Raw genomic sequence first — 24,746 nt, 5'->3', positions numbered from 1 at the left:
CCAAAACGAGAAGGGGTAGATTCTCCTTGCCCACGATTCCTACTCTGCTTCTTCTTGCCTTAAGGCCTCCAGTCGCCTAGGGTGGAGGGGTCCTAAAGCGAAGGGAAGAAGGACCAGGAATCCCAAGGCTCCTACGAGGAGGGGCAGGGCTGGATTCCCCTTGCCCAGGACCCCCGCCCCCAGGCCCCCCAGGGCCCCGGCCCCGTAGAGGAGGGCGCGGATGGCGGCAAGGCTTGGGGCCAGGCCCTCCTTGGGCAGGAGCCAGCCCCGCACCGCCCGCAAGTGGGTGCTGAGGAGGGCCACCCCCAGGCCTAAGAGGGGTGGGGCGGCGAGGAGGAGGGGAAAGGGCAGGAGAAAACCCATCCCCCCGAGGGCTGCCCCTAATGGGCCCAGCCTAAAGGCCAGGGCCGGTGGGACCCGCCCGGCAAAGTAGCTCCCCAGGGTGTACCCCAGGCTTTGCAGCACGAAGACCAGGCCGAAGAGGGCTTTCGGGGTGCCCGCCCGGAGGGCCAGAAGGCCCAGAAGGGCGGTGGTGAGGGCGTGGGCCAGGGTAAAGAGGAGGGAAAGAAGGAGATAGGGCCTGAGGGGGGCATGGGCCAGGAGGCGACGGAGGGACCGCCCCAAGGCCTCGGGCCTCGCCGCCTCCTCCCTCTCCCCCTTCTCCCCCGTAAGGGCGGGGCGGAGAAGGGCCCAGGCCAGGAGGAGGATCCCGGCGGCAAGGAAATAAGGGAGGGCGGGATGGAGGGCGAAGAGGGCGGGGCCGAGGCCGACCCCCACCAGCCCCCCCACCTCCCAGGCGGCGTAGAGCTTGCCGCTCCTTTCCGCCAGCCTGTCCCGGCCTCTCCGCACCAGGAGGCCTTCCCAGGCCACGACGGCCAGGTCGGTGAGGACCATGAGGGGGTAAGCGTAGAGGACTAGGAGGGCGGCTTCCCGCGGCAGGAAGGGAAGGGGGAGGAAGAGGAGGCCCCGGGCCAGGCGCAACTCCAGGAGAGCCCGGGCCAGGTCCCGCCGCTCCACCCAGGGGCTGAGGAGGAGAAGAGGCCCTAGGGTAAGGTAGCCCAGGGCGGCGAAGAAGCCCACCCAGAAGGCTTCTCCCGTGCGGGCCACTTCTAGGGCGAGGGTGCTAAAGCCGAGGGAAGCCCCGAGGTCGCTCAGGGCCTCGGCCCAGAGAGGCCCGTTATGAAAGGGAAATCTCACGGGAACCTTCCCTCCCTCAGGGAGAGGAGCCGCCCGCACCCCAGGGGCCCCAAGGCCAAGGGCAGGAGGAGAAGGAGGCCCAGGAGGGCGGTAAGGAGGGGCACCCGGGGGCCGAGGGTCCCCAAGCCCCCCGCCAGGAGGGTGCCGAGGAGGCTTCCTGAAGAGAGGAGGGCCACCGCCCCCGCCTGCACCCGACCCAGGAGGGCCTCCGGTGCGAGGCGCTGCCGGTAGGCCCGTAGGTGGACCCCGCTTAAGGCACCGCCTCCGCCCACAAGGAAAGCGCCCAGAGGCCCGAAAGGAAAGGGCAGGAGGAGGAGGGCAAGCCCCAAGACCCTCAGCCCGTGCCCGCCCCAAATCCCCAGGCAAGGCCCTACCCTCCCCGCTGCGAGGCTTCCCAGGAAGCCCCCTAAGGAGAGGCCCAAGGGGTAGAGGCCGTAGAGGGCAGGGGGCGTCCCCTGGGCCAGGGCCAGGAGGGGCAGGAGAGCCAGGGCCAGCCCGGAGAGGAAGCTCAGGGCCAGGGCGTAGAGGGTGAGGGGAAGGAGCCTTCCGTCTCCGAGGAGGAAGGCGAGCCCCGCGAGGAGGGCCCTCAGGGTAAAACCCTCCCCCTTCGCCGCCCGTGGAGGCGGGTAGGCGGGGAGGTCCCGGAGGAGAAGGCCCTCCCCCGCGAGGAAGAGGCCTCCTAGGGCAAAGGGCAGGGGCTTGGCCAGGAGGAGGAGGGGAGGGGCCAGGAGGTCCCCCAGGCCGTCCCCGAGGAGCTGGGCCGCTTGAAGCCTCCCCCCTTCCCGCTCTAGCCTGCCCTGGGCCAGGCGGACCAGGAGGGCATGCCAGGCGGGGAGGTCCAGGGCCAAGACGGCCTGGAAGAGGAAGGCCAGGGGGAGGAGGAAGAGGGGTTCTTTGGGAAGGAGGGCGAAGAGGCCCAGGATCCCAGCCCTAAGCCAGACCCCTGCGAGGAGGAGGGTCCTGCGGTCCAGCCGGTCCAGGAGGAGGCCGGCGAGGAGGTCCAGGGGCAGGGTGAGGTAGGGGAGAGCGGCCAAGAGGGCCAGGGTCCAGGTTGTTCCTTCAAGGCCCAGGAGGAGCCCAAGGCCCGTGAAGGCCAGGCTCCCCCCGAAGACGCCTAGGGACTCGGCGAAAAGGTATCTTGTCCTCAAGCTGACCTAGTCGGAAAATCCCTCTACTTGCCAGATCGCCCCACTTTGTGGCGAGCACACGAGCATCTTCTCCCCATCAGGAGTAAAGCGCACGCATGAAGCCATGGGGATGCCAGAGACCACCGGGGGATCAAAGCGGTAATTCCGACTTTCTCTTGGATTTATGGCGCGTATTTCGCCTTGCAAGGGTTGTGTTACGTAAAGCATTCCATCAAATGGGTGTGCTATCATGCCCCCAGTCCAACCTAAGCCCCTGGCAAAAGTATGCTCAGGGGCTAAAGCTTCGTAGTGCCCACCATCTTCTGGAACACCAACAATAAGCCCTAACCCGCCGATGGAAACAGCAAAAACGTAAGGCCGATCAGGGAAAACTTTAGGATCTGTGCCCCACTTACCACATCCTGCCACGAAGCCTTCCCAACGATCGGGCCAAGCATGTGGAGGTGTATATCCCTCAAAGCCCGGTGTTTCTACAGATGGAACTCCTTGCACTAAGGGTACGGCCTTTCCCGAGGCAAGTATGCTTATTCGCCCAACTCCATGTCCTAGATGCTCGGTTACTAACAATCTTCCCAGAGCATCTAAAGCCAAGCTATACGGCTTGCTCAAGTCCTCAGCGTAGATGGCCAACTTTTCCGAGGGACCACCTACGCTGATGTCCCGAATCCTGCCTCCCCAGAACTCGGTAATCAGGATCCGACCATCCGGCAGTGGGCACATGCTGGAGGGCCCCTGGAGCCCCCAGGCGAAGGGCTTAGCCTCCTCCATGTCCCCGCCCTTGGTGACGTCCTTCACCTTGCCCGTGGTGCGCTCCACCACCAGGAGCCTGCCGTCTGGGGTCCACTCCATGTGGGTGGGCGCGTGCAGGTTCCAGGCGAAGGGCCTCACGTGAACCCGCCGCGTCCGGCCGCCGACCTTGACCTCCTGCACTTCCTTGAGCATCTCCTTCACCCCCTTACGGGTTAGCCCCAGGGTAGCAGGGGGGAGGTTACGCGGAGGTTACGTGGAAAGGGTGCCACGGCCAGCATCCCGCGTGGCCCCCCGCAACCAGGGCCCCAAGCCCTTGCCAAATCCGGCCGGCTCCTCTAGCGGCGGGGCTCTTGACGGGCTAGCTGGGCCGTGGGGCCGAGGAGGAGAAAGAAGGCTAGGCACAAAACGCTCCCAGGAGGTCACCGGGCCCGCTTCTCAATTTGGCCGAGGAAGCCCCAGGCGGCTAAGGCCAGGAGGAGAAATCCAAGCCCCGCTCCCAGATAGACCTCCTCCAAGCCCAGCTTTCCCCCTACTATCCCCGCCAAAAGTGCCCCCAGAAGCCCGGCTGAGCCGCTCAGGAACCTCATTCCACCCCCTACCCGGCCCAGTAGGGCATCCGGGGCCAGGGCCTGCCTTAGCACCACCTCTTGGACCCCCAGGAGGATGGCGCTTATCCCCAGGAGGGCCACGAGGAGCAGGCCCAGGGGAAGGGGAGGCTTGAAGAGCAAACCCAGGACGGCCCCGGCGTCCATGAGGAAAAGGAGGCTAAGCACCCTTTGCGGCCTTTTGCCTTTAAGTTTCCCTGCCAAAAGCCCTCCTAAGGCCCCCCCAAGGGAGAAGGCGGTGCTGAGGAGCCCATACCCTATGGGTCCGTACCCGGCTTGGAGGGACCAGAGGGGAAGAAGGGCGAAGGGCATGACCCGGAGGAAGCTGGCTCCAAGGACCGCTCCGGCTAGCCGACGAAAGAAGGCTTCCTGGTACAGCCACCTCAGGCCAGCCAGCACCCCCGGGGGGGCTTTTCCAAGAGGCGGTATGGGAGGGAGCCTAGCGGCGAAGTGAATGGCCACAAAGCCTAGCGCGCCCCCGAGGAAAAAGGGCCAGGAGGGATTCTGGACGAAGAGGAAGGCGCCTAAGGGGGCGCCGAGAAGGTCAGCAAGGAGACTTGCCGTGTAAAGACGCCCATGGGCCTTCTCCCGTTCCTGCGGCACGAGTCTAGGGACCAGGACCCGGACCTCCAGAAGAAGCTCAAGGATGTTGTCTACCAGGTAAAGGCCGAGAAAGGTCCATGGACCAATGAGGCCGAGGCTTGTTCCTAAAAGAAAGCGCAGGAGACTGCCAGAGAGAAGCCCGAAGCTGAGGGCTTTTTTGCGGTCCGTCCGATCTAGAAGGTAGCCTGTGAAGAGGGCTAAGACGGAGGCACCCCAACCGATGGCGTGTTGCAGACCCAGGTAGAAGGGGTTGTCTAAGCGAGCGAGGTAGAGGGAGGCCGCGGTGCCTACGGCTCCCCCAGCGCAGCTGGCCAAAAACAGGATCGTGGCTAATAAGAACACCCTCAGCTAAGTCAAGAAACCCTCTACTTCCCAGACCACCCCGTCAGCAGAGGAGCAAACGTACATTTTCTCCGAGTCCTGAGAGAACCTTACGCAAGTAGGCATCCTTAGCCCTCTCACAACGGGAGGCTGGAAGTGGTAATTGCCAGGTTGAGCGGGGTCTACAGCAATGACTTCTCCCATCTCTGGCTGAACGGCGAAGAGCAATCCGGATGAGGGATGAAAACGCATCCCTCCTAGGCGATGAAGCCCCCAGGCTACCAACGCATTCGGATGGGCAACCAACTCAGAGTAGGTAATTTTCTCCGGCAATTCATCTGGATTTATGCGGAAGATCTGGCCCAGGCTTCCTACAGCGAGGTAGAAGAAGCCCCTTCCAGCAGCATCGTCAATCCAATTTTTGACACATCCTGCTGCTGCATACTTTTCCCACTTGTCGGGCCATGACTCTGGGGGGGTCAACCCAGGCTCACCATGTCGGGCAGGTATGTCTAGGATAAAAGCTTTGGGCTCTCGCTCATGGTCGCCTAGACTTAGACGGGTGATTTGTGTCATGAAGGAAGAGGAGCTTTCGCTTACAAAAAGGGTCTCCCCCTTTTTCCCTGGGTTCAGCACGGCTAGGGTGTAGGGGCCCTTTAGGTTTTCGGTTAATTTAGGTAGTTTTGTTGCATCACCCCCTCCGGCGATATCCGCGATAGCTCCTCCCCACGTTTCCACAACGAGAACCTTGCCGTCCTCAGTAGGGCGAATAGCAGCGGGACCCTGTAGATTGTACGCCAAAGGTTTAGCCTCCGAAGCATCCCCCCCTTTTGAAATGTCCCGAACAGTGCCCGCAGTGTGTTCGGAAACCAAAAGCCTGCCGTCTGGAGTCCACTCCATGTGGGAGGGATTCTTCAAACCCCAGGCGAAGGGCCTCACGTAGACCCGCCGCGTCCGGCCGCCGACCTTGGCCTCCTGCACTTCCTTGAGCATCTCCTTCACCCCCTTACGGGTTAGCCCCAGGGTAGCAGGGGGGAGGTTACGCGGGGTTACGTGGAAGGGGTTCCACACCTGGCCCCCTGCGTAACCTCGCGTAACCTTGGGCCCCCCGCGCAACCCCCCTTCAAGGAAGTAGCTCTACCCCGGCCCGCCTTCCCAGCTTGCGGTCCAAAGTGGCGAGCCCGGCCCCTTGCCTGCGGGCGCGTTGAGCCAAGAAGGCGTCCACCAGGCTGAGCCCTCCCTTCCCGGCCTCCTCCAGGGCGGGGCGGAGGTCCTCCTCGTCTTCCAGAAGGACCCCCTCCCGGTCCAGCAGGTCCAAGAGGGCCCCCGCCGCCTTGGCCCGCCCCACCCCGTAAAAGGAGACCAGGGTGTAGAAGGCCTCGGCCACCGCCAAGGGGTGGACGGCCAGGGTGTAGCGCCCCTCCTCGGCCCCGCGAAACACCTCCAGGGCTTGGGCGGCAAGCTCCGGCGGGTCTCCGGTCAGGAGGCGGAGCATCAGGGAGGTGTCCAGATAGTAGGGCTTCAAGCCCCTTCCCTCCACGCCTCCTCCCGCGCCCGCCTCTCTGCCTCTTCCCCGGGGAACCCCCGCTTGCCCTTCAGGCGCCCGAGCAGGGCTTCCAGGGGTACGCGGCGCCGGGGGCGGAGGAAGGCCCCCCCTTCCCGGAGCTCAAAGACCACCTCTTCTCCCGGACGGAGCCCAAGGGCCTCCCGGATCGCCTTGGGAAGGGTGATCTGCCCTTTACTGCTTACCCTAGACTTTACCATTCCCCTCTGACTTTACCACGGCCCCCATTCCTGCGCCACGAAGCCGCTTTTGCCGGCGAGGATCGGCTTGCCCCTCACCGCCACCCCCTTCCCGCCCAGGGGGCGAGGGCGAGGAGGAGCCCCCCGGCCAGGAGGAAGGGGAGGGGGAGGGCCACCCCTGCCAGGGCCCCGCCCAGGAGGGGGCCCAGGGGAGCAAGCAGGCTTGAGACGAAGGCCACCCCTCCCATACCCCGGCCCACAAGTTCCTCGGGCAACTCCCGGTAGGTGAGGCCGGTGACCAACAAACTCCAAAACTGCTGCCCTACGCCGAAGAGGAAGGCCAGGCCTACCGCCACGGGCCAAGGGGGGAGAAGCGCCAAGCCCAGCAGGACCCCACCCATGAGAAACAGGCTCACCGTGGCTAGCAAGCCGCGCCCTGCGGAAAGAAGCCTACCCAAGAGGAGGGCTCCGGTGGCCGAGCCCACGCCCCAGGCTCCCGAGAGGAGGCCGTAGACCCAGGGCGGTGCTTCCAGGGCCCTAAGGACGTAGAGGGGCAGAAGGCTAAAGAGGAGCCCATGGACCAAACCGTGCAGGCGCGCAACGAGAAAGACCCACCGGAGCAAGTGGTGGCCGAGGAGAAAGCGAAGTCCGGCGAAGGCTTCTCCCAGCCGGAAGGGAGCTCTCGGCTTTGGGGGAAGGGCCGGGGGTAGGCGGGTGTAGAGGAGGCTGGAGAGGAGGAGCAAGGGTCCCCCGAGAAGCGGAGGCAGGGCGGCGCTTTTGCCATAGGCGGCTCCGGCGAGGGGATCGGCTAGGCTGTCGGCGGCGAAGTGCAGGGCGGAGAGCTGCCCTAACCTGGGCTCGTAGTTTTCCTTCGGTACCAGGCTCCTCAGGTAAAGCCCCGCACCCAAGGCGCGGAAGCGGTCCAGGAACTCAAAGAGCAGAAGGAGAACGAGGAGATAGGGAAGAGGCAAGCCTGGGGCGGGGAGAAGGGCGAGGGCCAGGGCGGCCTGGCCGAGGGTGGAAAGGACCAGAACCCGCTTCCGGTCCGAGCGATCCAGAAGGGCACCCACCCACAAGCTCGCGAACCCCAAGGTGTAGAGGAGGGTCTGGGGGAGCGTGGCTTCTATAGGGGTCCTGGCCTTTTCCGCAGCCAAGAGGTACACAGGGAGGTAAAAGAAGCCCGCCGCGAAAAGGCGCATGCCTTCCGCAGCAAGCAGGATGGAAAAAGGCGTAAAGCTTCTACACAATGGCACCGCGAACTTCCCAGATTACGCCGTTGGTGGGTGAGCAGACGAGGAGGCCTTCCAGGTCTGGCGTAAACCTAACGCAGGTTGGGGTTGGCAAGCCCTTGACTACGGGAGGATGGAAAGCGTAGCTCTCTGGAGTCTCCTTGTCCAGAGCAAGAATTTCCCCTTCCCGGGGTTTGGTTACGTAAACTTTACCATTTTGGGGATGGGTTTTGATGCCCCCCATTTCGCCAACATCCAAGGCTAGCGTGTAATTAAGAGCTACGGAAAGAAGGTCCTTCTTTCCTTCGCCAACAGGGTAGAGCAAAACCCTGCCTAAGCTGCTTGCAGCTATAGCTAGAAGCTTTCCTCCGCCGCCTCCACCTCCCCCTCCATCGTCTATCCAAGAAGTTTTGCTACACCCGCTGGCATACGCCGACCAGTCCTCGCTTTTCCAAGACCAACTGGGGGCTAGACCTTCTAGACCAGGTGAGCGATGAGTTGGTATTTGATCAATGAAGATTTCTGGAGTGCCAGTTGTAATTTCGTACACAGCCCCTGCAACATCACGAAAGGCCGTGGGTTCCTTGGAAGCCACGGCAAAAATTCTTACGTGCACCTTCCCTAGAGCCGCTAGGCTGTAGGGCCGAATTAGACCATCCAAAAAGACAGGGGCCTTTTCGGCCTCACCTCCTGCGGAAATCTCTCGTATGCGGTTGCCCCAGAATTCGGAAATGAGCACCCTACCGTCGGGCAACGGGCACATGCTGGAGGGCCCCTGGAGCCCCCAGGCGAAGGGCTTGGCCTCCTCCATGTCCCCACCCTTGGTGACGTCCTTCACCTTGCCCGTGGTGCGCTCCACCACCAGGAGCCTGCCGTCTGGGGTCCACTCCATGTGGGTGGGCGCGTGCAGGTTCCAGGCGAAGGGCCTCACGTAGACCCGCCGCGTCCGGCCGCCGACCTTGACCTCCTGCACTTCCTTGAGCATCTCCTTCACCCCCTTACGGGTTAGCCCCAGGGTAGCAGGGGGGAGGTTACGCGGAGGTTACGTGGAAGGGGTTCCACGCTTGGCCCCCTGCGTAACCTCGCGTAACCTCAGGCCTCCCGCGTAACCCTCCTCGTGGCACCCTGGGGGCATGAGGGGCAAGGTCCTTTGGCTTTGGCTCTTGGCCTGGTTCCTCCTCCTGGCCCGGCCTTCCGGGCCCGCTTTGGCCTGCTGGGACCCCAACTGCGTCCCCCCGGCCTCACACCCCGTACTCCCGGCGGAGCCTCGCCACCCGGGCCCGGACGATGGGGAGGCGGGGATCCTGGGAGGGTAGCCTCTCCAGGAGGGCCTCCCAGACCTCCAGGTCCTCCCCCAGGCGCTCGGCCAGGAGGAAGAGGTTCTCCGTGTCCCCTTGGGCCAGCACCGCTTGCCTCAGGGCCTCCTCCAGCTCCAGGCGGAGTTCCTCCACCCCCGGGGCCTGGCTCCAGGGGAGGAGGGGGCCTTGGTAGAGGGCGAGGGCCTCCTCCAGGTCTCCCCGGGAGAGGGCCCTGAGGAAGGCCCTGAGGTCCGAGGGGGGAGGGTTTTCCAGGCGGTAAGGGGAACAGGCGATGCGGAAGCCCTTCTCCCGCAGGCGGTGGAGGAGGGCCTTCAGGGCCCCCGGGTTGGGCTCCCCGTAAAGCGCCTCCCCCAGGGCCTCTCCCGACAGGCCTGCCTCATGGGCGAGGAGGAGGGCCAGGGCCTCGGTGCCCCGGGGGCCCAGGGAGGGGAGGGGGCCTTCCCCGAGGAGGCGGAGGAAGGGGGCTTCCGCCTGGCCCAGAAGGAAGGCCCGGGCCTCCGGGCGCAGGCCGGGGGCGAGCCCCGGGGCCAGGGGGGCTTCCACCTCCACCCCGAGGGCCTTTAGGCGGGCTTCGGAGAGGAGGGCGTAGAGGGCCCCGTCCTCCCGCAGGAGGCCGTGGGCGGCGAGGAGGTGGGCCTCATCCCCCTCCCCAAGCCCCCGGGCCAGGAGGTAAAACCCCCAGGGCCAGCCCTCCCGGGGGAGGAAGGCCTTGGCCCCTTCCAGGAGGAGCCGGACCTCGGGGGGGTCTAGGGCCAAGGCTCCAAGGACGAGGAAGCTCGCGAGGCTTGGCGGCTCCAGGAGAGGGAGGAGGCCCCGGAGGAGGTTTTTGGCCCGCCTCGAGCTTCCCCGGAGGAGGTGAGTAAGGGCCAGGGTGTGCCCCGCCAGCATCCGCACCCCGGGGAAGGGGTGGGGCAGGAAGGGCTCCGCCTCCTCCAGGACCTCCGGGAAGGGCTTCGTGCCGAAGAGGAGCTCCAGGCGCAGGTGGTGGAGGGTGGTCCAGGGGGAGGGGTCCTTGAGGCGGGCGAGGGCGGCGTGGGCCAGGGCCTCGGGCCGGCCCAGGCGCTCCAGGGCTAGGCTCAAGGCCAGGTGGAGCCGGGCCTCCCCCTTGGCGTCTCCCTGGAAGCGGCGGAGGGCCTCCTCCAGGGCCAGGGCCCCCGCCTTTGGGGGGAGGGCCAGGCCCAGGTGGTAGAGGGTGAGGGGGGTCTGGGCCCTTTGGGCGGCCTCCAGGGCCAGGGCGCGGTAGGCCCGAAGGTCCCCCTTCCGCCCCTCAAGAAAGCCCAGGAGGGCCAGGCGCTCGGCCTCCGGGAGGCCTTCTTGGGGGGTTTGGAGGAGGGCCAGGGCTTCCCGTTCCCGCCCCTCCTCCAGGAGGCGGAGGACGGGGGCGAGGAGAGGCTCGCCCATAGGGGAAGCCTACAGACCCCCTCCTTCCTTGGGAGAGAAGGAAGCCACATTGGAAGGATGTCCCTTGGCCTTGCGTCTGTGCCCGATCACGGCGCGGCTGCCTGGTTTTCCTTGGCGTCGGGGAGGAGGCGTTCCGCTTCCCGCACCTTAGGGAGGAGGTAGCCGGAAAGCCCCCAAAGCACCCCCAGGCTCCCGAAGAGGAGGAGCATGAGGGCGATGCCCTCCCCTTGCCCGTACCGGGGAGCGAAGACCCCGTCCGCCAGGGGGCCAGCCAAGGCCATCCCCAAGGGGTTGGCGAACCAGGCGATCATGCGCCTCGCGGCGAAGACCTTCCCCTGGACGGAAAGCGGCACCTTGGCCTGCCAGATGGCCTGGTTAGAGCCGTTGAGCACCGGGATAAAGAGGCTTTCCAGGAAGGCCAGGACCGCCCACGCGGAAGGCCCTTCCACCGCCCCCATGAGGGCCAGGGCCAGGCTGGAGAGGGCCATGCCCAGGAAGACCCCGTGGACCCGTTTTCTGGGTCCGCCCCACAGGGAGAGGAGAAGCCCCCCCGCCACCCCGCCAAGCCCCGCGGCGGAGCGCACTAAAGCAAGGGTGGCTTCCGACATCCCCGTCTTGGCCAGGACCATGGCCGGGAGGACCGTGGACCCCAGGGCGGTGAGGAGGTTGATCCCGAAGAACATGAGCTGGAGGCCGAGAAGGAGCGGCCTTTCCAGGATGAAGCGGAAGCCGTAGAGGGCTTCTTCCCTGAGGGAGGTCCTGGGGCCGGTCCGGGGCGGAAGGCCCGGGATGGGCACCAGGAGGAGGGTGAGGACCGCGGCGCCCGCCCCCAGGAGGTCCAGGGCGAAGACGCCCCCGAGGCCCAAGGGCTTGAGAAGGGCAGCCGCCAGGACGGGGGCCCCCACCCCGGCCAGGGACTCCGCCAGGCTCATCATGCCGCTCGCCCGGGCGTAGCCCTTCTTCTCCAGCATGGCGGAGAGGGCGGGCCAGTGGAGGCTGGAGAGGGCCCCCGTGAGGGCGGAGACCAGGTAGAGGTGGAAGACCTCGAGGCGCCCCAGGAGGTAGAGCAAAAGGAGGAAGCCGGTGGCCACCCCCCCGCCGAGATCGGCCGCCAGCATGACCCACTTTCTGGGGTAGCGGTCCACCAAGGCCCCCGCCAGGGGGGAGAGGAGGATGAGGGGAAGGCAGTGGAAGAGGCTGAGCAGGGAGAGGGTGGTGGCCTGGCCCCTGCGCCTTAGGCCTCGCCCCTTAGGATGGCCTCAATCTTCTCCAGGGCCTCCTGGGGCAGGTCCACCCCGGCGGCCCCCAGGTTCTCCCGGATCTGCTCGGGGCGGGTGGCCCCGGTGATGGCGCTACTGATCCCGGGAAGCCTCAGCACCCAGGCCAGGGCGAGCTGGGTGCGGGTGAGGCCGAGCTCGTCCGCCACCGCCTTGAGCTTGAGCACCTTCCTCCGGTTCTCCTCGGTGAGGTAGCGCTCCCTGAACTGGTCGTAGCGGGCGAAGCGGCTTCCCTCGGGGATGCCCTCGTCGTACTTGCCGGTGAGCATCCCCTGGGCCAGGGGGCTCCAGACCACCAGGCCCATCCCGAAGCGCTCCGCCTCGGGGAGGATCTCGTTTTCCACCCGCTCCCGGTAGAGCATGGAGTACTGGGGCTGCTCCACCACGGGCGGGTGGAGGCCGTTTTCCTTGGCGAAGGTCACGGCCTCGGCGATGCGGGCGGCGGGCCACTCCGAGGTGCCCCAGTAGAGGGCGTACCCCTTCTCCACGATGGTGTGCATGGCGTAGACGATCTCCTCCATGGGGACCTCGGGGTCAAAACGGTGGGCGAAGAAGATGTCCACGTAGTCGGTCTTGAGCCGCTTGAGGCTTTTCGTGATGCTCTCCAAAAGGTGCTTGCGGCTTAGGCCCCGGTCGTTCGGGTCCTCGGACATGGGCCAGTAGGCCTTGGTGGAGAGGACCAGGGTGTGCCGGGGGAACTCCTGGAGGATCTCCCCCATGATCTCCTCGGCGAGGCCTTTGGCGTAGACGTCGGCGTTGTCAAAGAAGTTCACGCCCCCTTCGTAGGCGATTCCAACGATCTCCCGGACGGTCTCCTTGTCCTTCACCACGTCTCCGAAGGTGACCCAGGCCCCCAGGGAGATCTCCGAGACCTTCAGGCCCCACTTGCCCAGTTTGCGGTAGCGCATCTCGCCCATGGCCCCCGCAGTCTACCCCTTTCGGCCGGGATTGACCAGCGGGTCAGTCGCTTTCCACCTCCAAGACCCCGCCCGGGGCCTGGAAGCCGATCCGCTTGTGGGTGCCGTCGCAGAAGGGCTTGTTCCCCGAGCCCCCGCAGCGGCAGAGGAAGACCCGGGGCCGCTCCAAAGCCTCCTCCTTCTCCCCCACGCGCACCACGAAGCGCTTGCCCTCCACCCGGATGGGGCCGTTTTCCAGGAACTCCAGCCGCATGCCTTCACTCTACCTGAGAAGCCGGGCGAGGAGGGGGACGAGGAGGAAGAGGGCGAGGACGCGCACCGTGTGGAAGACCCCCACCAGGGCGGGGCTTCCCCCCTCGGCCTGGCTCAGGGGCCCCATGCCCGTGATCCCCCCGGGGGCGAGGGCGAAGAGGAGGGCTTTTGGGGGCTGGCCCAGGGGCTTGGCGAGGAGGAAGGCGAGGAGGAGGGCAAGGGCGAGGAAAGCGAGGGCGGCGAGGAGGGCGTAGGGGAGGAGCTTGGGGGAGAGGAGCTCCTTCCGGAAGGAAAGCCCCACCAAAACCCCGGCGGCGAGCTGCACGGTGAGGTCCAGGCCCCTTGGGGTGGGGGCGGGGGAGGCGAGGAGCTGGGCGAGGCCCGTGCCCAGCATGGCCCCCACCACGGCCCCGCCCGGAAGGCCCAGGCGGTGGAAGAGGAGTCCGAGGAAAACCCCGCTTAAGGAAGCGCGCAGGAGGTCCATGGGGTTATGGTATGCTTTTTCCAACCATGAAGCGCTTCTTGCGGGGGCTGGCCCGGCTTTTGGGCCTTTTCCTCTTCCTTGCCCTTCTCCTCGGCTTCTCGGGGTACCTCTACCTCAGGGCCTCCCTGCCCCAAGGGGAAGGCCGCATCGCCCTGGAGGGGCTTTCCGCCCCGGTGGAGGTGGTCCGGGACGGCAAGGGGGTGGTGCGCATCCGGGCGGCGACGCTTAAGGACCTCTTCTTCGCCCAGGGTTTCGTCCACGCCCAGGAGCGGCTTTGGCAGATGGAGTTCCAGCGCCGGGTGGGCCAGGGGCGCTTGAGCGAGATCCTGGGGGAGGCCACGCTTCCCCAGGACCGGTTCCTCCGCACCTGGGGCTTTTACCGGGCGGCCCGGGCGGCCTACGGGAGGCTCTACCCCGAGGAGAAGGAGGCGGTGGACGCCTACGCCGCCGGGGTGAACGCCTTCTTGGCCTCTGGGGCCCCTCTGCCCCCCGAGTTTAGGCTCCTCGGCTTCCGCCCCGAGCCCTGGACGGGCCCCGACGTCCTGGTCTGGGCCAAGATGATGAGCTACGACCTCTCGGGGAACTGGGAGGAGGAGCTAAAACGCCACCGCCTCCTCGCCCGGGGGGTAAGCCCAAAGCGGCTCCTTGAGCTCATGCCCCCTTACCCCGAGGACGCCCCCACCATCCTTTCCGCTGAGGACCTTAAGCTTCCCCTCAAGCGGGAAGAGGCCCCAAGCGCCCTCCTCCGGATGGCCCCGCCCCGCTTCATGGAGGCCAGCAACAACTGGGTGGTCTCGGGAAGCCGCACCACCACGGGCAAGCCCTTCCTCGCCAACGACCCCCACCTCGCCCTCCAGGCCCCGAGCCTCTGGTTCCTCATGGCCCTCGAGGCCCCAGGGCTTAGGGCCATCGGGGCCACCTTGCCCGGCCTGCCCGGTGTCGTCATCGGGCGGAACGAGCGCATCGCCTGGGGGGTGACGAACGTGGGGGCGGACGTGGAGGACCTCTACCTCCTGGAGGAGGTGGAAGGAAGAGGCTACCGCTACAAGGGCCGGGTCGTCCCCTACGGGGTGCGGGAGGAGGTGATCCGGGTCAAGGGGGGAAGGGAAGAGGTGCTGAAGGTGCGGGAGACGGTCTACGGGCCCGTCATCACCGATGCCCTGCAAGCCCCCCCCAAGACCCCCATGGCCCTCCGCTGGGTGAGCCTGGACGAGGAGGACCACATCCTCATGGCCTTCCTGGAGGTGAACCGGGCGGGGAACTGGGAGGAGTTTAAAAAGGCCCTTTTGCCCTACTCCGCCCCGAGCCAGAACTTCGTCTACGCCGACGTGGAGGGCAACATCGGCTACATCGCCCCGGGGAAGTTTCCCGTCCGCAAGGAGGGGCACACGGGGATGGTGCCGGTGCCGGGAAACGGGGAGTGGGACTGGCTGGGCTACCGGAGGCCCGAGGAGTGGCCCCAGGCCTTCAACCCCGCCAGGGGCTACCTCGTCACCGCCAACCACAAGGTGACCCCTAAGGGCTTTCCCTACGCCCTCACCTACGACTGGGCCGAGCCCTACCGGGCGGAGCGCATAGAGGAGCTCCTCCTCGCCAAGGAGAAGCTTTCCCTGGAGGACATGAAGGCCATCCAGCAGGACCAGAAGAGCCTCCTCTACCGGGACTTCCGCCCCGTTTTGGAGCTCCTTACCCCCCTTTCCGAGGGGGCCCGGGCCTGGCGGGATAGGCTTCTCGCCTGGGACGGGACCATGGCCCCAGGCTCCGAGGAGGCCCTGGTCTTCGCCCTCTGGTACACCGAGCTCACCCGGCTTCCCCAAAGGGAGGTGGGGGAGGCCTACTGGGACGAGCCCCGCTACCTCCTTAAGGCCCTGAAGGAGGGGGACAAGAACTGCGACCAGCCGGAGACCGAGTACCGGGAGTCCTGCCTGGACTATGCCGCCCTCGCCCTGGAACGGGCCCTGGACCGGAAGGAGGCCCTAGGGGCCAGGGCCTGGGGGGAGGTCCACCGGGCGCGCTTTCCCCACGCCGTCCTCACCCACACCCCCCTAAAACGCCTCTCCGACCGGGAGGTGGCCTTTGGCGGGGACCGGTACACGGTGAACGTGGGGCCCTTTGACCCCGAGACCCTCGCCATGGGCCACGGGCCGAGCTACCGCCAGATCGTGGACCTTTCGGACATGGAGGGCTCCCTCTTCGTCCACCCTATGGGCCAGTCGGGCCACTTCCTCTCCCGCCACTACGCCGACCTCCTCTCCTTTTGGCGGCGCGGCGATTACCTCCCCATGCGCTTCGCGGGGGAGGGAAGGGCGCTTCTTTTGGAGCCCGGGCGCTAAGGGGCTGCGCGTTGATTTCGCACCACGGGTTGCCCGCAATAAAGCTTGGAAAGCTTCCTTTTGGGGCCCCCACCGCGGCGAAAGCCGCGGTGGGGTGCTTAGCCTTTCTCCCCGTCCCCGTTCTCCAGCTTCTGGAAGTGCTCCAGGGCCTCCCGCACCTTCTCGTGCACCCAGTAGGCCCTGCGCCCGAAGAGGAGTTCCACCGCCTCGTCCACCTCCTCCACGGCGAAGAGGTGGAAGACACCCTCCTCCACCGCCTCTACCACCTCCCGCCTCAGGGTGAGGTGGGGGAGGTTGGCCTTGGGGAGGACCACCCCCTGGGTGCCGGTGAGGCCCAGGGTCTGGCAGACGCGGAAGAAGCCCTCCACCTTCTCCGCCACCCGGCCCACGGCGAGGACCCTTCCCGTCTGGTCCACGGCCCCGGTCACCGCCAGGTCCTGCCTTAGGGGGAGGCCGGAGATGGCGGAAAGCACCGCCAGAAGCTCGGCGAGGCCCGCCGAGTCCCCCTCGAGGCTCCCGTAGCTTTGCTCAAAGACCAGGCTCACCGTGGCGGAGAGGGCCCCGAGCTGCGCGTAGGTGCCCCGGAGGTACCCCGCCAGGGTGAGGACGGCCTTGTGGAAGACCTGCCCCCCGAGGCCCACCTCCCGGTCAATGGAGAGGATCCCCTCCCGGCCGGGCCCCGCCTGGGCGGTGATGCGCACGGGGCGGCCCGTGGGGAGGGGGCCCTCGAGGACCACGAGGCCGTTCACCTCCCCCACCCGCTCCCCCGTCACCTCCAGGGCCACCACCCCTTCCTCCACGTCCTTGAGGAAGAGCTCCTGCTCCAGGGCGAAGCGGTCCTCCCGGGCCTTTAGGGCCCGCTCCACCCCTTCCCGGCCCACGGGGTCCTGGTAGCGGGCGGCCTCCCGGGCCAGGTCCAGGAGGCGGTAGATGCGGGCGTCCAGCCTTTCCTGGTGTCCGGCCATGCGCCGGGCCTCGTCGGCGAGGGCGGCGAGCCCCTCCGGGAGGAGGCGCACCCCCTGGGCCTCCAGAAAGCCTCCCAGGTGGGCCACGTGCGCCTCGGTGTAGGGCATCTCGGGGTTGAACTCCACCCGGAAGGGGAAGAGCTCCAAGAACTCCTCGTCCTCCTCCAGAAGGGCGATGACCTCCGGCGGGCCCACCAGGAAGACCTGGGCCTTGAGGGGGGCGGGTTGGAGCCTGGGGCCCCGCACCTCGGGCCTGGGGGCGAGGGGCTCGATCTCCCCCGTGGCCAGGCTCCGCTTGAGCAGGGGGTAGCTCCCGAGCTCCAGCACCCGGTGGGCCTCGAGGACCAAAACCCCCCCCGCGGCCCGCATCAGGGCCCCGGGCCGGAGGAGGCCCAGGTGGGTGGTGAGGACCCCCTCCCGGACCTCGTACTCCAGGTGGCCGAAAAGCCTTTCCGGGGTGGGGTTCGGCTCGTAGACCACCCGCGTCCCCCCTTCCACGAGGAGGCGGGGGAGGAGGGCCTCGCCCTCCACCTCCTCCTCCAGGGCCGCGGCCCGGAGGAGGGACTCCAGGAGCCAGTCCAGATACCGGGCGGCCTCGGGGAAGCGCGCCTTCAGGCCTTCCACCCGGGGCTGGAGGAGGCGCTCGGCGAAGCTGCGGCGCAGGGCCGCCACCTCGGCCTGGGCCCGCTGCCGCACCTCCACGTAGGCCAAAACGGTCTCCTCCAGCTTGGCGGAAAGCTCCGGGGGGAGGGGGCCTTGGCCCGTGAGGGTGAACCCCCCTTCCTCCTCCGCGAGGGCGAAGCCGTGGGCCTTGGCCTCTTGGGCGAGGGTCTGGAGCAGGGCCTCCGCCTCCCTCTCGTGGCGGGACTCCACCAGGTTCTTCGCGTAGAGAAAGCCCTTCTCCCGGAAAAGGCCGGGGGTGAACTCGGCGAAGAGGGCCTCCACCCCTTCCACCAAGGCCCTGCCCTCCCCCTCGGGGAGGAGGAGGGGGAAGGCCTCCTCCCCCAGGGGAAGGTAGACGAGCTCTTCCTTGGGGAAGGCCCGGCCCTCGAGGAAGGCGAGGAGCCGGGCGCGCTTGCCGAGGCCGCTCGGCCCCACCAGGTAGCCGTGCCCCCGGTGGAGGAAGGCGGCCTCGAGAGCCCTGAGCGCTCGCTCCTGCCCGAAGAAGAGGGGGGCGGGCCGGGGACGGGTGGGCGGGGTGAACCAGCGCACGGAGGCGACCCGCATGGGGAACACTATACCGGTCCCGCCTTGGGGGCTTCGGGTAGACTGGCCGTAAAGGGGGGAGAAGGATGGTCAAGGTGGAAGTGCTGGGAATGATTCTTGCCGGAGGCCAGGGTAGCCGGCTTTACCCCCTCACGGCCAAGCGGGCCAAGCCTGCCGTGCCCTTCGGGGCCAAGTACCGCATCATTGACTTCGTCCTCAACAACTTCGTGAACTCCGGCATCTACGCCATCTACGTCCTCACCCAGTACAAGGCCCAGTCCCTCACGGAGCACATCCAGCGCTACTGGCGCTTCGGGGCCTTTTTGGAGGACCACTTCATCCTCCTCGTGCCCGCCCAGATGTACCGCTACGAGGAGCTCGGACCCGTCTGGTACCGGGGCACGGCGGACGCCATCTACCAGAACCTCCACCTGGTGCACAACCACGCCCCCAAGGCGGTGGCCGTCTTCGGCGGGGACCACATCTTCAAGATGAACATCCGCCACATGGTGGAGTACCACTACGACACCCGGGCCGACATCACCATCGCCGCCTACCCCGTCCCCGTGGCCGAGGCCACCCGCTTCGGCGTGTTGCAGGTGGACGAGGAGTGGCGCATCACCGAGTTCCAGGAGAAGCCAGAGGAGCCCAAGCCCATTCCCGGCCGCCCCGACATGGCCCTCGCCTCCATGGGCAACTACATCTTCCGCACCGAGGCCCTCTTTGAGCTTTTGGAGGCGGACGCCAGGGACGAGACCAGCGCCCACGACTTCGGCAAGGACGTGATCCCCCGGGCCCTTAGGGAGGGGTACAGGGTCTACGCCTACGACTTCCACCGCAACCCCATCCCCGGCCAGGAGGGGCCGAACCTCTACTGGCGGGACGTGGGGACCCTGGACGCGTATTACGAGGCCAGCATGGACCTGGTGAAGGTGGTCCCCGAGTTTGACCTCTTCAACCCGGAGTGGCCCCTCCGCACCGCCAACCTCTTCAGCCCCCCGGCCAAGTTCGTCCACGAGACCGGGGAGCGGGTGGGGCGCGCCCTGAATAGCCTCCTCGCGGGCGGGGTCATCGTGAGCGGGGGGACGGTGCGGGAGTCCGTCCTCTTCCGCCGGGTGCGGGTGAACTCCTATAGCCTGGTGGAGCGCTCCGTCCTCTTTGACGACGTGGAGGTGGGGCGCTACTGCCGCATCAGGAACGCCATCATTGACAAGAACGTGAAGATCCCTCCCCACACCGAGATCGGCTACGACCTGGAGCTGGACCGGGCCCGGGGCTTCACCGTCACCCCCGAGGGCGTGGTGGTGGTGCCCAAGGGCTACCGCTTTTAGCCATGGAGAAGCATCCCGGTAAGCTCTTTTACCGCCTAAGCCGCCTGGCCCCCGGGGACGCCCTGCCCCTCAAGCGGGGGCCCAAGGCCAAGGTCTACGCCAACCCCCTGGAGACCCAGGCCCTGCCCCCCTTCCGCCAGGACGGGGGACCCCCCCTCTTCCGGGCCATGGCCCACCTCAGGCCCCTCCTCCCCGAGGTGGGGGCCTCCCTCACCCTGAAGGACCTCTCCCAGGTCCTCTACCCTTTGGCGGAGCGGGAGGGGCGGCGGGGCTTTCCCTCGGCGGGGGAGGCCTACCCCCTCGAGGCCTACCTGGTGGTGCGCCGGGTGGAGGGGGTCTTCCCCGGGGTCTACCACTACTTCCCCCGGGAGCACCAGCTCTTCCAGATCGCCAGCAAGGTGGAGGAGGCCGCCTGGGCCGAGGCCCTGATGGGGGTGGCCCTGGACCGGGCGGCCGTCCTCCTCGTCCTCACCCTCCTGCCCGAGCGGAGCGAGGCCCTCTTCGGCCTCAGGGGGTACCGCTACGCCCTCCTGGAGGCGGGCTACGCCGCAGGCCTCGTCCTCCTCGCCGCCGTGGGCCAGGGGCTGGCCGCCTACCCGGCGGAGACCTTCCACGACGAGGGGGTGGCCCGGCTTCTGGGCCTTCCCGAGGGGGAGTATCCTGGGGTCGTGGTGGTCCTGGGGCGGTAGGAGGTGGTATGGCCCGCGTGTTGCTCGTGGAGGACGACTCCCAGGTGGGGGAGCTGGTGCGCCGCTTCCTGGAACGGGAGGGGTTCGCCGTGGCCTGGGTCCGCTTCGGAAGGGAGGCTCTAGAGCGGGTAGGGGAGGAGGGGGCGGACGTGGTGGTCCTGGACCGGGGCCTGCCGGATATGGAGGGGTTGGAGGTCTTGAAGGGGCTCCGCTCCTTGGACCCCCTCCTTCCCGTCCTCCTCCTCACGGGGCGCGCCGACGAGGAGAGCCGGGTGGAGGGGCTTCTGGAGGGGGCGGACGACTACCTGGGGAAGCCCTTTTCCCTGAGGGAGCTCCTCGCCCGCATCAAGGCCCTCCTGCGCCGGGCGGGGAAGGAGGGGAGGAGGCGCTTCGGGCCCTTGGAGGTGGACCTGGGGGGGCGGCGGGCCTACCTGGAAGGGGAGCCCCTCCGGCTTTCCCCCACGGAGATGAACCTCCTTTTGGTCTTCGCCCAGGCCCCGGGCCGGGTCTTCACCCGGGGAGAGCTCCTGGAGCGGGTCTGGGGCCCGGAGTTTGAGGGCTCGGAGCGGGTGGTGGACGCCTACGTGCGCCTCCTCCGCAAGAAGCTCAGGGACGACCCCGAGGCTCCCCGCTTCATTGAGACGGTGGTGGGGTTGGGGTACCGCTTCCTCGGGGATTGAGAACCCCGCCTTGGCAGGGCGCTTGGATGGAGGCCGTCTTCGTCTACGGGACCCTGAAGCGGGGGGAGAGGAACCACGGCCTCGTGGCTCCCTACCTCCACCGGGTTCTTCCCGGCTTCGTGGAGGGGTTTCGCCTCTACCACCTGCCCTGGGGCCCCCACCGCCCTTACGCCTACCCGGGCATGGTGCCGGGGGAGGGGAGGGTCTTTGGGGAGGTGCTCTTCCTCCGGCCCGAGGCCCTTTCCCTTCTGGACGCCTTGGAGGAGGAGGGGGAGGAGTACAAGCGGGTGCGGGTGCGGGTGGAAACGGAGGAAGGCCCCCTGGAGGCCTGGGCCTACCTCTACCTCGGGGGCCTCGAGGGGGCCCTGCCCCTTCCCCAGGGGGTCTGGAAGGGGTAGCATGGGCGTTATGCGCGTGCTCCACGTGGCCCCCGAGGCCTACCCCCTGGCCAAGGTGGGAGGGCTTGCCGACGTGGTGGGGGCCCTCCCCAAGGCCCTGAGGCCTTTGGGGGTGGAGGCCCATGTCCTCCTCCCCTGGCACGGGGGGCTAGAGGCCAGGCGGGTGGGGGAGGTGGCCTTTGCCTTCTTCGGGCGGGAGGAGAGGGCCCCCTTGGGGGAGCGGGTGGAGGGCGGGGTGCGGTTTCTCCTCCTCGGGGTGGAGGGGTTTGGGCGGGAGCGGGTCTACGGCTACCCCGACGACGCCGAGCGCTACCTCCGCTTCGCCCTGGCGGCCAAGGAGGTGGCGAGGGGGTACGACCTGGTCCACGCCCACGACTGGACGGCGGCCCTCCTCGCCCTCTACGCCCCCACGGTCTACACCATCCACAACCTGGCCCACCAGGGCCTCGTGGACCCGGGGCTCTTCTTTTCCTGGACCGGGCTTCCCTGGAGCCTCTTCCACATGGAGGCCCTGGAGTTCTACGGCCGGGTGAACCTGATGAAGGGGGGGATCGTCTTCGCCCGCCGGGTCACCACGGTGAGCCCCTCCTACGCCGAGGAGATCCAGACCCCCGAGTTCGGCATGGGCCTGGACGGGGTCTTGAGGAGGCACGCCGGGAAGCTTAGGGGCATCCTGAACGGCCTGGACACGGAGGTCTTTGACCCCGGCAAAGACCCCTACCTCCCCGCCCCCTACACCCGGGAGGACCCCTCGGGGAAGGCCCGGGCCAAGGAGGCCTTCCGGGAGAGGACGGGGCTTAGGCCCCCCGTCCTCGCCTACGTGGGCCGCCTGGATTACCAAAAGGGTCTGGACCTTGTCCTAAAAGCCCTCCCCCGCCTCCTGGAGATGGGCTTTCGCCTCTACGTCCAGGGCGTGGGGGACGGGGGGCTTCAGGAGGCGTTCCTCCGGGCGGAGGAGGAAAACCCCGAAGGGGTACGCTTCCTCCCCGCCTACGACGAGGCCATGGCCCGCCTGGCCTACGCCGGGGCGGAGGCGGTCTTGGTCCCGAGCCGCTTTGAGCCCTGCGGCCTGGTGCAGATGATCGCGAGCCGCTACGGCACCCCTCCCGTGGCCCGGGCGGTGGGGGGGCTCAAGGACACCGTGGAGGACGGGAGGGGCGGGGTCCTTTTTGAGACCTACCACCCCGAGGGGCTTCTTTACGGCGTGCTCCGCCTCTTCCGCCTAGGGGCGGAGGAGATGGGCCTTAGGGCCATGGAGAAGGACTTCTCCTGGGAGGGGCCGGCGCGGGCCTACCGGGAGGTGTACCGGGAGGCCTTGGGCTAGGATGGAGGGCGTGAAGGACCTCGAGGCGGAGGCCCTTTCCGGCGATCCCAAGGCCCAAGCCCTCCTCCACTTCCTCAGGCTCCTCCGGCGCAAGGACTACGCCGGGGCGCGGGCCTACGCCGAGGGCTTCCCCGAGGGGGAGAGGGAGCGGCTTCTTCGGGGGCTTTCCCTTCTGGAGGAGGACCCCGAGGCCCTGGACGACCCCTTCTTCGCCGCCGAGAAGGAGGTGGTCCTGGGGGTGAAGGCGGTGCGGGAGGGGCGGCGGGAGGAGGCGGAGGCGCACTTCAAAAGGGCTCTCGCCTTGGACCCCGCGCACCACCGGGCCCTCACCAACCTCGGGACCCTCCACCTGGAGCGGGGGGAGCTGGAGGAGGCCTTGGCCCTCTACCAAGAGGCCCTCAAGCTCGCCCCCGAGGACCCCCTCCTCCACGAGAACCTGGCCGCCCTCTACAAGCGGAAGGGGGACCTGGACAAGATGGTGGCCCACATGAAGCGGGCGACCCGCCTGAAGATGGCCCCACCCCCCTCCTTAGACCCCCTCACGGGCAGGCCCAGGCGCCGCTTCCCTCTGCCCCCTTGGGCCTGGCTTCTCCTTTTCGCCCTCCTCGCCTACCTCTTCCTCCATAAGCCGTAGGGCCCGGTCCAGGGCCTGAAGGGAGCGGCCCTCGCTCAAAAGCCTCCGCCAGAGCCTCCCCTTGGGCCTTCCCCGGAAGAGGTTGAGCATGTGCCTCAGGACCGCCCAAGGGGGCGTGCCCTTTAGGACCTCCTCCTCCAGGTAGGCCCGCATCCTCCGGGCCACCTCGAGGCGGCTTGGACGGCGGGGAAGGCCAAAGACCCTCCGGTCCGCCTCCTCCAGGACGAAGGGGTCCTCGTAGACCGCCCGCCCCAGCATCACCCCGTCCACCCGCTTCAGGTGGAAGAGGGCCTCCTCCAGGCTCCTTATCCCCCCGTTGGTGACGAAGGTGAGCTGGGGAAAGTCCCCTTTGAGCCGGTGGACCCAGTCGTGGCGCAAGGGGGGGATCTCGCGGTTCGCCTTTGTGGAGAGGGCGAGGAGGGCGCTCCTCGCGTGGACCACGAAGACCTTGACCCCCGCCTCCGCCATGGCCTCCACGCTTTGGGCAAGCCCCCGGTAGGTCTCCTTCCCCTCGAGGCCCAGGCGCATCTTCACCGTCACGGGGACGCGGACGGCCTCCCCCATGGCCTTCAGGATCTCTCGCACCCGCGCGAGGTCCAAGAGGAGGCAGGCCCCGTATCCCCCTTCCTGGGCCTTCTCCGAGGGGCAGCCCAGGTTGAGGTTGATCTCGTCATAGCCGAAGGCCTCGCCGATCCTCGCCGCCTCCGCCAGGCTCTTTGGGTCGGAACCCGCAAGCTGGAGGGCGATGGGGTGCTCCTCGGGCCGGAAGGCGAGGAGGCGCTCCCGGTTTCCCCTCAGCACCGCCTGGTCCACGGTCATCTCCGTGTAGAGCCTCACCCCCAGGCTCACCTGCCGCACCAGAAAGCGGAAGTGCCGGTCGGTGCGGTCCACCATGGGGGCCACGGAAAGCCTCGGGTCAAGCACCCTTCAGGACCTCCTCGGGGGAGAGGGGCTTGGGCTCGCGGAAGGCGATCGTCTCCCACGCCCCTTCTTCCACCACCTCCAGCCCCGGGTTTTGGGCCTTGAGGCGGTCCACCACCCCCTGCACCAGGTCCTCGGGGGTGCTGGCGGCGGAGGTGATCCCCAGGCTTTCCACCCCCTCCAGCCACTCGGGCCTAAGCTCCTCCGGGCGCTCCAGCCGGTAGGCCCGGCCCACCAGGCTTTGGGCCAGCTCCAAAAGGCGCATCCCGTTGGAGGAGTGGGGGCTCGTGAGGACTAGGAAGGCCTCCACCTTGGGGGCGATCCGCTTCACCGCCTCCTGGCGGTTCTGGGTGGCGTAGCAGAGGTCCTTGCGGGAGGGGACCACCAGCTTGGGGAAGCGCTTTTTGAGGATGGCGATGGTGGCCAGGGTGTCGTCCACGCTCAAGGTGGTCTGGGTGAGGACCACCACCCGCTCGGGGTCCGGCACCTCCACGGTGCGGGGGTCGGCCAGGCGGGGGTCCTTGCCCACGTGGGTGTGCACCGCCACCAGGATGGTCCTCTCCGGGGCCTCCCCGTAGGTGCCCTTGATCTCCTGGTGGTCGGCGGAGTCCCCGATGAGGAGGATCCAGTACCCCTCCTTGGCGTAGCGTTTCGCCTCGGTGTGCACCTTGGTCACCAGGGGGCAGGTGGCGTCCAGGACGGTGAGGCCCATCTCCGCCGCCTGCCTGCGGACGGCGGGCGGGTGGCCGTGGGCCGAGAAGACCACGGTGTCCGCGAGGCGCCTTTCCCGCCTCAGCCTCTCCACCTCGGCGAGGTCCTCCACGAAGTGGACCCCCTTGGCCTGGAGGCGCTCCACCACCACCCGGTTGTGGACGATCTCGTGGTAGACCACGAGCTCTCCCTTTTCCTTTAGGGCCTCCGCCCACCGCTCCACCGCCTCAATGGCCATCACCACCCCGGCGCAGAAGCCCCGGGGCCGGGCCAGGTAGACCCGCCGAAGCCCCGACATCCCCCCCATT

At 67.7% G+C, this 24,746-nt stretch carries 23 protein-coding genes and 1 pseudogene; 7 read left to right on the top strand and 17 right to left on the bottom strand.

Features of this window, described 5'->3' with window-relative positions; all coding sequences use genetic code 11:
• Positions 1-39: 39 nt before the first annotated feature.
• From TTH_RS00205 to TTH_RS00140, 14 genes and pseudogenes are all read right to left on the bottom strand, one after another.
• Entirely contained in the window at positions 40-1,197 is a 1,158-nt protein-coding gene (locus tag TTH_RS00205; RefSeq protein ID WP_011227663.1) for a hypothetical protein, read from the bottom strand.
• The gene (locus TTH_RS00200) at positions 1,194-2,345 is read right to left on the bottom strand and encodes a hypothetical protein (RefSeq protein ID WP_011227662.1); all 1,152 of its coding nucleotides are present in this window, start codon (positions 2,343-2,345) and stop codon (positions 1,194-1,196) included. Before TTH_RS00200 ends, TTH_RS00205 begins: the two co-directional genes overlap by 4 nt.
• A 6-nt stretch (positions 2,346-2,351) precedes the next feature.
• Complete coding sequence (locus TTH_RS00195; RefSeq protein WP_011227661.1) at positions 2,352-3,287, bottom strand: NHL repeat-containing protein; 936 nt, start codon at positions 3,285-3,287, stop codon at positions 2,352-2,354.
• 227 nt (positions 3,288-3,514) lie between these two features.
• Positions 3,515-4,645: an MFS transporter gene (locus TTH_RS00190; protein WP_164926011.1), complete on the bottom strand. Its 1,131-nt coding sequence runs from the start codon at positions 4,643-4,645 to the stop codon at positions 3,515-3,517.
• Between the two features lie 6 nt (positions 4,646-4,651).
• Positions 4,652-5,617 carry an SMP-30/gluconolactonase/LRE family protein gene (locus TTH_RS00185; protein WP_011227659.1) on the bottom strand — a complete coding sequence of 322 codons (966 nt, stop codon included), beginning with the start codon at positions 5,615-5,617 and terminating at the stop codon, positions 4,652-4,654.
• Between the two features lie 130 nt (positions 5,618-5,747).
• Positions 5,748-6,149, bottom strand: coding sequence for a PIN domain-containing protein (locus TTH_RS00180; protein ID WP_224065215.1), 402 nt, complete (start codon positions 6,147-6,149; stop codon positions 5,748-5,750).
• Positions 6,146-6,388: an AbrB/MazE/SpoVT family DNA-binding domain-containing protein gene (locus TTH_RS00175; RefSeq protein ID WP_008631141.1), complete on the bottom strand. Its 243-nt coding sequence runs from the start codon at positions 6,386-6,388 to the stop codon at positions 6,146-6,148. The genes TTH_RS00180 and TTH_RS00175 overlap by 4 nt, the downstream gene beginning before the upstream one ends.
• A 74-nt stretch (positions 6,389-6,462) precedes the next feature.
• Positions 6,463-7,566, bottom strand: coding sequence for an MFS transporter (locus TTH_RS00170; RefSeq protein WP_164926010.1), 1,104 nt, complete (start codon positions 7,564-7,566; stop codon positions 6,463-6,465).
• Between the two features lie 40 nt (positions 7,567-7,606).
• Positions 7,607-8,581, bottom strand: coding sequence for an NHL repeat-containing protein (locus TTH_RS00165; protein WP_011227656.1), 975 nt, complete (start codon positions 8,579-8,581; stop codon positions 7,607-7,609).
• Positions 8,582-8,837: 256 nt separating this feature from the next.
• The gene (locus tag TTH_RS00160; RefSeq protein WP_011227655.1) at positions 8,838-10,316 is read right to left on the bottom strand and encodes a hypothetical protein; all 1,479 of its coding nucleotides are present in this window, start codon (positions 10,314-10,316) and stop codon (positions 8,838-8,840) included.
• An 86-nt stretch (positions 10,317-10,402) separates the two neighbouring features.
• Positions 10,403-11,524 (bottom strand): annotated as a pseudogene (locus TTH_RS00155) (MFS transporter); the annotation flags it as partial.
• A 26-nt stretch (positions 11,525-11,550) separates the two neighbouring features.
• Positions 11,551-12,510 (bottom strand): aldo/keto reductase family protein, encoded by a 960-nt coding sequence (locus TTH_RS00150; protein ID WP_164926009.1) that lies wholly within the window; start codon positions 12,508-12,510, stop codon positions 11,551-11,553.
• Between the two features lie 43 nt (positions 12,511-12,553).
• Positions 12,554-12,763 carry a CDGSH iron-sulfur domain-containing protein gene (locus TTH_RS00145; protein ID WP_011227652.1) on the bottom strand — a complete coding sequence of 70 codons (210 nt, stop codon included), beginning with the start codon at positions 12,761-12,763 and terminating at the stop codon, positions 12,554-12,556.
• Between the two features lie 9 nt (positions 12,764-12,772).
• Positions 12,773-13,246, bottom strand: coding sequence for an AbrB family transcriptional regulator (locus TTH_RS00140; RefSeq protein WP_011227651.1), 474 nt, complete (start codon positions 13,244-13,246; stop codon positions 12,773-12,775).
• 26 nt (positions 13,247-13,272) lie between these two features.
• Here TTH_RS00140 and TTH_RS00135 point away from each other — a divergent pair, with 26 nt between their 5' ends.
• A complete protein-coding gene (locus tag TTH_RS00135) occupies positions 13,273-15,579 on the top strand; it encodes a penicillin acylase family protein (protein ID WP_164926008.1) in 2,307 nt (768 codons plus the stop codon).
• A gap of 98 nt (positions 15,580-15,677) precedes the next feature.
• Here the strand turns inward: TTH_RS00135 and TTH_RS00130 are convergent, their stop codons facing one another.
• A complete protein-coding gene (locus TTH_RS00130; protein WP_011227649.1) occupies positions 15,678-17,771 on the bottom strand; it encodes an AAA family ATPase in 2,094 nt (697 codons plus the stop codon).
• Positions 17,772-17,836: 65 nt separating this feature from the next.
• Here TTH_RS00130 and glgC point away from each other — a divergent pair, with 65 nt between their 5' ends.
• From glgC to TTH_RS00100, 6 genes are read left to right on the top strand one after another with little or no spacing between them, the layout of a single operon-like run.
• On the top strand, positions 17,837-19,081 hold the full coding sequence (gene glgC, locus TTH_RS00125; RefSeq protein ID WP_011227648.1) for a glucose-1-phosphate adenylyltransferase: 1,245 nt from the start codon (positions 17,837-17,839) through the stop codon (positions 19,079-19,081).
• Between the two features lie 2 nt (positions 19,082-19,083).
• Complete coding sequence (locus TTH_RS00120; protein ID WP_011174327.1) at positions 19,084-19,770, top strand: SagB/ThcOx family dehydrogenase; 687 nt, start codon at positions 19,084-19,086, stop codon at positions 19,768-19,770.
• A gap of 8 nt (positions 19,771-19,778) precedes the next feature.
• Positions 19,779-20,450 (top strand): response regulator transcription factor, encoded by a 672-nt coding sequence (locus TTH_RS00115; protein WP_011227647.1) that lies wholly within the window; start codon positions 19,779-19,781, stop codon positions 20,448-20,450.
• A gap of 26 nt (positions 20,451-20,476) precedes the next feature.
• Positions 20,477-20,848 carry a gamma-glutamylcyclotransferase family protein gene (locus tag TTH_RS00110; protein ID WP_011227646.1) on the top strand — a complete coding sequence of 124 codons (372 nt, stop codon included), beginning with the start codon at positions 20,477-20,479 and terminating at the stop codon, positions 20,846-20,848.
• A 1-nt stretch (position 20,849) separates the two neighbouring features.
• Positions 20,850-22,172 carry a glycogen synthase family protein gene (locus tag TTH_RS00105; RefSeq protein WP_011227645.1) on the top strand — a complete coding sequence of 441 codons (1,323 nt, stop codon included), beginning with the start codon at positions 20,850-20,852 and terminating at the stop codon, positions 22,170-22,172.
• Position 22,173: 1 nt separating this feature from the next.
• Positions 22,174-22,806 (top strand): tetratricopeptide repeat protein, encoded by a 633-nt coding sequence (locus TTH_RS00100; protein ID WP_011227644.1) that lies wholly within the window; start codon positions 22,174-22,176, stop codon positions 22,804-22,806.
• Here TTH_RS00100 and dusA read toward each other — a convergent pair.
• Positions 22,702-23,730 (bottom strand): tRNA dihydrouridine(20/20a) synthase DusA, encoded by a 1,029-nt coding sequence (gene dusA / locus TTH_RS00095; RefSeq protein WP_011227643.1) that lies wholly within the window; start codon positions 23,728-23,730, stop codon positions 22,702-22,704. The two genes, TTH_RS00100 and dusA, sit on opposite strands and share 105 nt — an antisense overlap.
• Positions 23,723-24,745, bottom strand: coding sequence for a 4-hydroxy-3-methylbut-2-enyl diphosphate reductase (gene ispH / locus TTH_RS00090; RefSeq protein WP_011227642.1), 1,023 nt, complete (start codon positions 24,743-24,745; stop codon positions 23,723-23,725). Before ispH ends, dusA begins: the two co-directional genes overlap by 8 nt.
• Position 24,746: the final 1 nt, after the last annotated feature.

It is taken from the genome of Thermus thermophilus HB8 (genome assembly GCF_000091545.1).
GTDB classification, from domain to species: domain Bacteria; phylum Deinococcota; class Deinococci; order Deinococcales; family Thermaceae; genus Thermus; species Thermus thermophilus.
Note: the sequence above shows the minus strand (reverse complement) of the source record. Positions and strands in the feature narration are given on the sequence as shown.